Here is a 10,074-nt window from a genome sequence, read left to right on the forward strand (position 1 = left end):
TCCTCGTAACCTGATTGCAGAGGGTAGTCGCACGCCGAAGGAGCGAGCCGATGACAATCATCGAGGAATGGACCGGCAGGCACGCACGCGCCTTGCAGGCGGCGATGCGCCTGACCAACGAGGCCTTCGCCGAGTATCTCGGCATCGCGCCGCGCACGGTGTCGAAGTGGCGCCGGCGGCCGGAGATGGTGCCCAGTCAGTACCTGCAGGAAGCGCTGGACACGACTCTGCGAAGAACCGACGCGGAGACCCAGGCGCGGTTCGCCGCCAACCTGGGCCTCCCCGCGCCACCCGTCGCGGTCAGCGCCGACGGTGCGATGTCCAAGGGCGAGGAAGGGCTGGAGTTCGACCCGTCGTTCGTCGATCAGCTGTACTCCGCGGTGGGCGAGCTGACGCGGGTGCTGTCCGGCCTGCCGACCAGGAGCGCGCCCGCGACCTCAACACCGGCCGACAGTCCCGACGAGTTCCAGGCGGGGCGATGACCGTTGCCCATGGCACGGAAGCGTGGTCGGCGGCCTCTCCGTTGTCGGTGCTACCGCGTACGGTCGGGCGGGTCGTCGAAAGGGGTGGCAGGTGAGGCGTCGTCCGGTGAGGTCCGCGAGCGTCAGGTCGGTGGGTTACGAGGGGAGTGTCCTCGAGATCGAGTACGTGAGCGGCGACGTGTACCAGTACTTCGAAGTCCCGCAGCCGACGTACGCCGGACTGCTGGCGGCCGAGAGCATCGGGAGCTACGTCAACCGCGAGATCAAGCCGTACTACGAGTTCAGGGAGGTCTATCGGTGAGGTGATCCGGCAGGGTTTTCGCTGGTTCGCGGACGGGCACCAGAAGGTGGATTCACGGGGGTTCGCCCAACCGCCCAGGAAGGTGGACCATGCGTACTCGGAGAGCGTCTACGACCGGATCCCGAGCGATCACGATCGTGCTCGTCGTCTGGCTGCTGATCGGCCTCGCCGCCGCTGCGCAACGCAACTACTTCGCCGGTTCGGACGCGACCTGCGCCAAGGTGGGGACCACGTTGGTCACCATCGTCGCCGGCCCGCTGAACTACATCGGGGCCAACCCGAAGATCGACTGCTCGGCACCGCAACCGTCCCGCTGACGTCTGCCTCCGGCTGCGGTGCCTCCGGGTTCCCGCAGCCGAGCTGTCCCTGCCGCGCCTTGCACCTCTGCACCCCTAAGCTCCAAACAGTCCAGGGGTGGGAGAGCAGATGTCGGTCGACGCGTTGCAGGAGCAGGTCGAGGCGGACCTCACGGAGTTCAAGGTGCCCGGCGTCAGCTGGGCGGTGATCGACGGCGACGAGATCACGGCGACCGGGCAGGCAGGGCGCGCCGCTGCCGACGGGGATCGCCTCGTCGACGATCGCACGATCTTCCAGGCGTGCTCGATCAGCAAACCGATCACCACGTTCGCGATGCTCCGCCTGGTCGACCGTGGCCTGCTCGACCTCGACGAGGACGTCAATCACCGGCTCACGTCATGGCAGATCCCGCCCACCGGGACCTGGCAACCGGTGGTCACCTTGCGCCAGCTGGTCAGCCACAGTGCTGGTCTCACGGTGAGTGGCTTCCCCGGATACAGGCACAACGACGAGCTTCCGACTACGGTCCAGATCCTCGATGGAGTCCGGCCGGCCAACACCTTCGGCGTGCGCGTGGACACCGTTCCGGGGACCCAGTTCCGGTACTCGGGCGGCGGGACCACGGTTGTGCAGCAGCTCCTGGAAGACGTCACCGGTACGCCCTTCCGCCAGTTGCTGCGCGAACTCGTCCTGGAACCACTCGGGATGCGCGACAGCGACTACGCACAACCGCTGCCGCCCGACCGACACGGGCAAGCAGCCACCGCTCACGACGAGCAGGGCGAACCGCTCGACGGACGCTGGAACACGTACCCCGAGCTCGCCGCGGCCGGATTGTGGACGACGCCGACCGACCTGTGCAGATTCGCGCTCGGTGTGCGGGCCGCGTACTCGGGTGCCGGGGGCGCGCTGCTCTCGACGGGATTGGCGCGGGAGATGCTCACTCCGCAAATGCCTTCCACAGCACGCATCGGCGGTCTCGACTCGCTTGGCCTGGGCCTGTTCCTCGGGGGAGGCGGCACGACGTTCGGCCACTCGGGTGGGAACGCGGGATTCCGGTGCCACCTGATCGCCTATCGCGACACCGGCCAGGGCGCTGCCGTGATGACGAACGGCGACAACGGCGTGTGGGTACTGCAGAAGGCCTTCGCCTCGCTCGCAACGCAGTACGGCTGGATCGGCTATCCGCAGGAGCTCATCGAACTGAGCGAGCCGAGTCCGGAGGAGCTGGACAAGCTGTGCGGTCGGTATGAGCTGCGCAAGACGTCGCTCGAGATCGCGCGAGACGGTTCGAGCCTTGAGGTGACGTTCGCCGGCCAGGAAGCACTCACCTTCTTCGCCACGGGTCAGAACCGCTTCGCGACCAGCTTCGCCGACACGCAGCTCGTGGTCCGTGATGGGGAGCTGTACTTCGTTCAGAACGAGGAAGAGCTTCCCTGCCGTCGCTTGTGAGCCTGCAGAACGCCCCTGCTGTGACTCAGGTCACTTCCGGGTCGGGTGGCGGACGGCGGAATAACCGCCGGCGGGGTCCGGTTACATCTGATGCCGTCCGGCGCAAGACCCCCGGGCCTCATCCTCAGCCGCTACGAGCGGCCACTCGCCGAGAGGCGTCTGCCGGACGGTTGCGGTACTCGGTGGGTGGGAGTCGAGCGATCGGCTCCCACCCATCACCGTCTCCACGATCATCGGACTGCGGCCGGCGGCCTTGAACGAGGGTGCATCATGGGGACGTGGCTCGCGGAGACGTGAGTGACGGCTGTGACCAGAGGGACTTCGCCGACAGCGTGACGGTGCGAGCCGGAAGGGCTCGGCAAGGGGTTTGAAGCGGCCCCGGACCCGATTTGCATCTTCACCGCGAATGTCAGTAATGTTCTTCTTGTTGGGAGCGAGTGCGGGACGCGAAAGCGGCCGGTCGCCTCAACAAACCCCAGAAGGTTCTTGGTAGCTGGAACACGCCCTGAGCGGGTTTCGGTCACTGAGTCGCGGACGGGGGCTGGTTCTGGAAAGGCCGATTTGACCGGCTGGGATGGGATCAGTAAGGTTTACCGAGTTGCCCCGGGGCTTCAAGCGGGAGTTTGAAGCGCGGTGTGCGCCCGATTTTTGAGAACTCAACAGCGTGCCGAAAGTCAATGCCGAAAGATGCATTAACCCCGTACATGGGTCTCGGTGGGCCGGTTTGTCTGGCTTCATTGTTGATTCGTGTCGGATTCCTTTGTAATTATTCTGGATTCAAGTCAGTTTGATTTGTTTCTGATTGCATTGGATCGTTTTTCGTTGTCTGTTGTCCACGGTTTGTCTGTGGTTGACATATTGATTTCAACGGAGAGTTTGATCCTGGCTCAGGACGAACGCTGGCGGCGTGCTTAACACATGCAAGTCGAGCGGTAAGGCCCCTTCGGGGGTACACGAGCGGCGAACGGGTGAGTAACACGTGAGCAACCTACCTCCAACTCTGGGATAAGCCCGGGAAACCGGGTCTAATACCGGATATCACCAATTTCTTCATGGTTTTTGGTTGAAAGTTCTGGCGGTTGGGGATGGGCTCGCGGCCTATCAGCTTGTTGGTGGGGTAATGGCCTACCAAGGCGTCGACGGGTAGCCGGCCTGAGAGGGCGACCGGCCACACTGGGACTGAGACACGGCCCAGACTCCTACGGGAGGCAGCAGTGGGGAATATTGCGCAATGGGCGAAAGCCTGACGCAGCAACGCCGCGTGAGGGATGACGGCCTTCGGGTTGTAAACCTCTTTCAGCAGGGACGAAGCGAGAGTGACGGTACCTGCAGAAGAAGGACCGGCCAACTACGTGCCAGCAGCCGCGGTAATACGTAGGGTCCGAGCGTTGTCCGGAATTATTGGGCGTAAAGGGCTCGTAGGCGGTTCGTCACGTCGGGAGTGAAAACTCGGAGCTTAACTCCGAGCCTGCTTCCGATACGGGCAGACTAGAGGTAGGCAGGGGAGAGCGGAACTCCTGGTGTAGCGGTGGAATGCGCAGATATCAGGAAGAACACCGGTGGCGAAGGCGGCTCTCTGGGCCTTACCTGACGCTGAGGAGCGAAAGCGTGGGTAGCGAACAGGATTAGATACCCTGGTAGTCCACGCCGTAAACGTTGGGCGCTAGGTGTGGGGGACATTCCACGTCCTCCGTGCCGCAGCTAACGCATTAAGCGCCCCGCCTGGGGAGTACGGCCGCAAGGCTAAAACTCAAAGGAATTGACGGGGGCCCGCACAAGCGGCGGAGCATGCGGATTAATTCGATGCAACGCGAAGAACCTTACCTGGGTTTGACATATAGGGAAATCTCCCAGAGATGGGAGGTCCGTAAGGGTCCTATACAGGTGGTGCATGGCTGTCGTCAGCTCGTGTCGTGAGATGTTGGGTTAAGTCCCGCAACGAGCGCAACCCTCGTCCTATGTTGCCAGCACGTTATGGTGGGGACTCATAGGAGACTGCCGGGGTCAACTCGGAGGAAGGTGGGGATGACGTCAAGTCATCATGCCCCTTATGTCCAGGGCTTCACGCATGCTACAATGGCCGGTACAAAGGGCTGCGAAACTGTAAGGTGGAGCGAATCCCAAAAAGCCGGTCTCAGTTCGGATTGGGGTCTGCAACTCGACCCCATGAAGTCGGAGTCGCTAGTAATCGCAGATCAGCAACGCTGCGGTGAATACGTTCCCGGGCCTTGTACACACCGCCCGTCACGTCATGAAAGTCGGCAACACCCGAAGCCGGTGGCCTAACCCCTTGTGGGAGGGAGCCGTCGAAGGTGGGGCTGGCGATTAGGACGAAGTCGTAACAAGGTAGCCGTACCGGAAGGTGCGGCTGGATCACCTCCTTTCTAAGGAGCATTTGGCACTGGTTCCCGTAAGGGGCTGGTGTCTACAGGTCGTTTCTCGAGCGAGTGTCTCGGGGCGGCCGTGCTTCGGAATGTGGAACATTGACCATTAGATTCGGACCGATGCTGGGTGTCGTTAGTACTGCTCTTTTGTGAGCGTGGAACGCGGTGGCTGGTGGAGGAATGTTTCGAGGCGCGCTGTTGGGTCCTGAGAAATCGGGCCGCCCTGGAGAAGCGAGTTTTTTCTTCTTGGGTGGACGGTTTTTCTGGGTCGCAACCAACCGGGACCGTTGGGTTCGGGGTTGGTGTGTGGCTGGGGCCGGCTCTCACCAGACTGCCAGGTGTTCTTGGTTAGTGGTGGTTTCAGGGTCGGTTTTCCTGCCCGTATTTTGAGAACTGTATAGTGGACGCGAGCATCTCTTTGTAGTGTTTTGTTGTTTTTTTGTGACAAGCTACTAAGGGCAATCGGTGGATGTCTTGGCACCAAGAGCCGATGAAGGACGTAGGAGCCTGCGATAAGCCCCGGGGAGTTGGCAACCAAGCTGTGATCCGGGGGTGTCCGAATGGGGAAACCCAGCTGGCATTCTAAAGCCAGTTACCAGTGCCTGAACACATAGGGTTCTGGAGGGAACGCGGGGAAGTGAAACATCTCAGTACCCGCAGGAAGAGAAAACAATTGTGATTCCGTGAGTAGTGGCGAGCGAAAGCGGATGAGGCTAAACCATGTGCGTGTGATAGCCGGCGTGCGTTGCGTATGTGGGGTTGTGGGAGCATTCTGGGCCTAATGCCGTGGGTCCGAAGAGTTATAAATCATCGTTGAAGTCGAATCTTCTGGAATGTTGAGCCGTAGTGGGTAATGGCCCCGTAGGCGTAAGACGGTGACTCTTGAGTGTTTTCCCGAGTAGCACGGGACTCTTGAAATCTTGTGTGAATCTGGCGGGACCACCCGCTAAGCCTAAATACTTCTTGGTGACCGATAGCGGACTAGTACCGTGAGGGAAAGATGAAAAGTACCCCGGGAGGGGAGTGAAATAGTACCTGAAACCGGTTGCCTACAATCCGTCGGAGCATGCCTTTGGGTGTGTGACGGCGTGCCTTTTGAAGAATGAGCCTGCGAGTTAGTGGTATGTGGCGAGGTTAACCCGTGTGGGGTAGCCGTAGCGAAAGCGAGTCTGAATAGGGCGTTTGAGTCGCATGCTCTAGACCCGAAGCGGAGTGATCTATCCATGGGCAGGTTGAAGCGCGGGTAAGACCGCGTGGAGGACCGAACCCACCAGGGTTGAAAACCTGGGGGATGACCTGTGGATAGGGGTGAAAGGCCAATCAAACTCCGTGATAGCTGGTTCTCCCCGAAATGCATATAGGTGCAGCGTCGTGTGTTTCTTACCGGAGGTAGAGCACTGGATGGTCTAGGGGGCTTACCGGCTTACCGAAATCAGCCAAACTCCGAATGCCGGTAAGTGAGAGCGCGGCAGTGAGACTGCGGGGGATAAGCTCCGTAGTCGAGAGGGAAACAGCCCAGATCACCAGCTAAGGCCCCTAAGCGATTGCTAAGTGGAAAAGGATGTGGAGTTGCCCAGACAACCAGGAGGTTGGCTTAGAAGCAGCCACCCTTGAAAGAGTGCGTAATAGCTCACTGGTCAAGTGATTCCGCGCCGACAATGTAGCGGGGCTCAAGCAATCCGCCGAAGCTGTGGCATTCACACTTGTACCCGGCCTCACTTTCGGGTGTGGTCCAGGTGTGTGGATGGGTAGGGGAGCGTCGTGCAGCGTGTGAAGCAGCCTAGTGATGGAGTTGTGGATGCTGCACGAGTGAGAATGCAGGCATGAGTAGCGAATGACGGGTGAGAAACCCGTCCGCCGGATGATCAAGGGTTCCAGGGTCAAGCTAATCTGCCCTGGGTAAGTCGGGACCTAAGGCGAGGCCGACAGGCGTAGTCGATGGACAACGGGTTGATATTCCCGTACCGGCATTAACACGACCCGGCCGAACCCGCTGATGCTAAGAAACTGAATCCGTAAGGCCTTCGGGCTGCGTGGTGGAGGTTTTGACCCGAGGTGGTAGTAGGTGCACTGAGGAGTGACGCAGGAGGGTAGTCCAACCGCGGCGATGGTAGGCGCAAGCTGATCCGCGGGCAAGGTGGTAGGGCGAGGCATAGGCAAATCCGTGTCTCATATAGCCTGAGAGCCGAGGCGGACCCGTTCAGGGGAAGTGGATGATCCCATGCTGCCGAGAAAAACTTCGCAGTGAGTGTTAGAGCCGCCCGTACCCCAACCGACACAGGTGATCAGGTAGAGAATACCAAGGCGATCGAGTGAACCATGGTTAAGGAACTCGGCAAAATGCCCCCGTTAACTTCGGGAGAAGGGGGGCCTGATACGTGAGGCCACTTGCTGGCCGAGGCTTGATGGCCGCAGAGACCAGGCCCAAGCGACTGTTTACTAAAAACACAGGTCCGTGCGAAGAAGTAATTCGATGTATACGGACTGACGCCTGCCCGGTGCTGGAACGTTAAGGGGACAGGTTAGTCGGTTTCGGCCGGCGAAGCTTTGAACTTAAGCGCCAGTAAACGGCGGTGGTAACTATAACCATCCTAAGGTAGCGAAATTCCTTGTCGGGTAAGTTCCGACCTGCACGAATGGCGTAACGACTTGGGCGCTGTCTCAACCATGGACTCGGCGAAATGCATTACGAGTAAAGATGCTCGTTACGCGCAGCAGGACGGAAGACCCCGGGACCTTTACTACAACTTGGTATTGGTGGTCGGTACAACTTGTGTAGGATAGGTGGGAGACTGTGAAGCTCGGACGCCAGTTCGGGTGGAGTCATCGTTGAAATACCACTCTGGTTGTTCTGGCTGTCTAACTTAGGTCCGTTATCCGGATCAGGGACAGTGCCTGGTGGGTAGTTTGACTGGGGCGGTCGCCTCCTAAAAGGTAACGGAGGCGCTCAAAGGTTCCCTCAGCCTGGTTGGCAATCAGGTGTCGAGTGTAAGTGCACAAGGGAGCTTGACTGTGAGACAGACATGTCGAGCAGGGACGAAAGTCGGAACTAGTGATCCGGCGGTGGCATGTGGGAGCACCGTCGCTCAACGGATAAAAGGTACCCCGGGGATAACAGGCTGATCTTCCCCAAGAGTCCATATCGACGGGATGGTTTGGCACCTCGATGTCGGCTCGTCGCATCCTGGGGCTGGAGTAGGTCCCAAGGGTTGGGCTGTTCGCCCATTAAAGCGGCACGCGAGCTGGGTTTAGAACGTCGTGAGACAGTTCGGTCCCTATCCGCTGCGCGCGCAGGAGACTTGAGAAGGGCTGCCCCTAGTACGAGAGGACCGGGGTGGACGAACCTCTGGTGTGCCAGTTGTTCCGCCAGGAGACGGCTGGTTGGCTACGTTCGGGAGTGATAACCGCTGAAAGCATCTAAGCGGGAAGCACGCTTCAAGATGAGGTCTCCCACCGAGTTAATCGGGTAAGGCCCCCAGTAGACCACTGGGTTGATAGGCCAGAAGTGGAAGCACGGCAACGTGTGGAGCTGACTGGTACTAATAGGCCGAGGGCTTGTCACACACACCACCTGGGTGTTGAGTCTCAACAAAACGTCAAGCTGCGATACGAGTTGTTCGCGTTCACTGTACGGTTCCCGGAATACGGTCAGAACCACGTACCAGCACTGGCTGGTACTGTGTGGTTGTGGTTGATATTTCTATAGAGTTTCGGTGGCCATAGCGTCGGGGAAACACCCAGTCTCCATTCCGAACCTGGAAGTTAAGCCCTTCAGCGCCGATGGTACTGCGATCGGGAGATCGTGGGAGAGTAGGACGTCGCCGGACATTCACACTGTTAAGGGCCACCCCATCTCGGGGTGGCCCTTAACATATGTACAGGCAGATTCAGATGCCGGCTGTGGCCTGCGTCGTGGCCGTCGACCGGCGGGACGCGGGAAGCGTCAGCGCCAGGTACACGACGAACCCCGCGACCAGGCCGACCACCCACGAGTAGTCGTACAACGGCTGCAAGAACGGAATCAGCCCGTCCTCCGGGAACGGGCCAGCCCCCGGCGCCGAGTACGCCCCGCCAACGGCCAGTACGGACCCGAGAGCGGTCGCCACCACAGCTCGCCAGTTCCAGCCCGCGTTGTACCAGTAGCGGCTCCCCGGCAGGTACAGCCCGGCCAGCTGGAGATTCGTCTTGTCGACGAACCAGTACCCCGCGATGAGTACACCCGCCACCGAGGCGAGCAGGCCGCCGTAGAACGAGAGCCAGACGAAGATGTAGATCGACGGGCGGCGATCAACCGCCACGGCTGGATCACGATGCCGATGATCCCGGTGAGCAACCCGGCGGTCCGGAAGTTCAGGAACCGCGGCAGCGCGTTCGCGAAGTCGTACGACGGACTCACCACGTTCGCGGCAACGTTGCACGACATGGTCGCGAGAATCGCCATCACCAGACCGATCGTCACGACGACGGGACTCTCGAACTTGGTCGTCAGCTCGACCGGGTCCCAGATCGCGGAGCCGTAGACCAGCACGGTCCCGGACGTGGTGATGATCGAGACCAGGGCGATGAACGACATCGTCGTCGGCAGCCCGATGATCTGGCCGAGGATCTGCTGCCGTTGCCCTTTGCCGAACCGGGTGAAGTCGGGCATGTTCAGCGACAGCGTCGCCCAGAACGCGATCATCCCCATCAACGCCGGCGCGAAGATCTTCCAGAAGTCGGCGTCCCAGCCGAGCTTGGACGGCTGGTCCAGGATCGGGCCGAGTCCGCCGGCCTTCACCAGGATCGCGATCATCAGCGCCAGGAACGCGACCGTGACCAGCGGGGCCGCCCAGTTCTCGAACCGGCGCAACCCCTCGATGCCACGCCAGATCAGCCACATCTGCAGGGCCCAGAAGAACAGGAAGCTGAGCCACAGCGTCCACGGCTGCCCGCTGATCGTGGCCGCGTTGGACCAGCCGGATCCGGCCAGCTCGCCGACGATGGTGTAGATCGCCTGACCGCCGATCCAGGTCTGGATGCCGAACCACCCACACGCGATGAAGGCACGCAGCAAGGCCGGCAGGTTCGCCCCGCGGATCCCGTAGAAGGCGCGCGCGAACACCGGGAACGGATGCCGTACTTCGTGCCCGCGGGCTGTTCAGCAGCAGCGGGACGAGGA

Annotated in this window: 5 protein-coding genes, 3 rRNA genes and 2 pseudogenes; 7 read left to right on the forward strand and 3 right to left on the reverse strand. The window is 60.7% G+C overall.

What is annotated here, in order from left to right; genetic code table 11:
* Positions 1–50: 50 nt before the first annotated feature.
* The 7 genes from FB561_RS37385 to rrf all read left to right on the forward strand — a co-directional run bounded on the left by FB561_RS37385 (position 51) and on the right by rrf (position 8,743).
* Positions 51–482 carry a helix-turn-helix domain-containing protein gene (locus tag FB561_RS37385; protein WP_202881037.1) on the forward strand — a complete coding sequence of 144 codons (432 nt, stop codon included), beginning with the start codon at positions 51–53 and terminating at the stop codon, positions 480–482.
* A gap of 106 nt (positions 483–588) precedes the next feature.
* Entirely contained in the window at positions 589–783 is a 195-nt protein-coding gene (locus tag FB561_RS37390) for a KTSC domain-containing protein (RefSeq protein WP_272952600.1), read from the forward strand.
* An 89-nt stretch (positions 784–872) separates the two neighbouring features.
* Positions 873–1,100 (forward strand): hypothetical protein, encoded by a 228-nt coding sequence (locus FB561_RS37395; RefSeq protein ID WP_145814839.1) that lies wholly within the window; start codon positions 873–875, stop codon positions 1,098–1,100.
* A 97-nt stretch (positions 1,101–1,197) separates the two neighbouring features.
* Positions 1,198–2,532, forward strand: a complete 1,335-nt coding sequence (locus tag FB561_RS37400; RefSeq protein WP_238335346.1) for a serine hydrolase domain-containing protein — start codon at positions 1,198–1,200, stop codon at positions 2,530–2,532.
* An 864-nt stretch (positions 2,533–3,396) separates the two neighbouring features.
* Positions 3,397–4,916: ribosomal RNA gene (locus FB561_RS37405) — 16S ribosomal RNA — on the forward strand.
* Between the two features lie 442 nt (positions 4,917–5,358).
* A 23S ribosomal RNA gene (locus tag FB561_RS37410) occupies positions 5,359–8,479 on the forward strand.
* A 146-nt stretch (positions 8,480–8,625) separates the two neighbouring features.
* Positions 8,626–8,743 (forward strand): 5S ribosomal RNA (gene rrf / locus FB561_RS37415).
* The 16S, 23S and 5S rRNA genes sit together here, the layout of an rRNA operon.
* Before the next feature lie 60 nt (positions 8,744–8,803).
* Here the strand turns inward: rrf and FB561_RS39085 are convergent.
* The 3 genes and pseudogenes from FB561_RS39085 to FB561_RS37420 form a co-directional block, all read right to left on the reverse strand.
* Positions 8,804–8,929 (reverse strand): hypothetical protein, encoded by a 126-nt coding sequence (locus tag FB561_RS39085; protein ID WP_272952601.1) that lies wholly within the window; start codon positions 8,927–8,929, stop codon positions 8,804–8,806.
* A 24-nt stretch (positions 8,930–8,953) separates the two neighbouring features.
* Positions 8,954–9,334, reverse strand: a pseudogene (locus FB561_RS39135) (cytosine permease); the annotation flags it as partial.
* Positions 9,247–10,017, reverse strand: a pseudogene (locus FB561_RS37420) (cytosine permease); the annotation flags it as partial. The pseudogenes FB561_RS39135 and FB561_RS37420, both read right to left, overlap by 88 nt.
* Between the last annotated feature and the right edge of the window lie 57 nt (positions 10,018–10,074).

The sequence above is a fragment of the Kribbella amoyensis genome (assembly GCF_007828865.1).
Lineage (GTDB): Bacteria > Actinomycetota > Actinomycetes > Propionibacteriales > Kribbellaceae > Kribbella > Kribbella amoyensis.

What these genes read in the sequence shown, in the direction of transcription:
- FB561_RS37385 (WP_202881037.1), top strand. Translation starts at nt 51, where the DNA reads ATGACAATCATCGAGGAATGGACCGGCAGGCACGCACGCGCCTTGCAG.
- FB561_RS37395 (WP_145814839.1), top strand. Translation starts at nt 873, where the DNA reads ATGCGTACTCGGAGAGCGTCTACGACCGGATCCCGAGCGATCACGATC.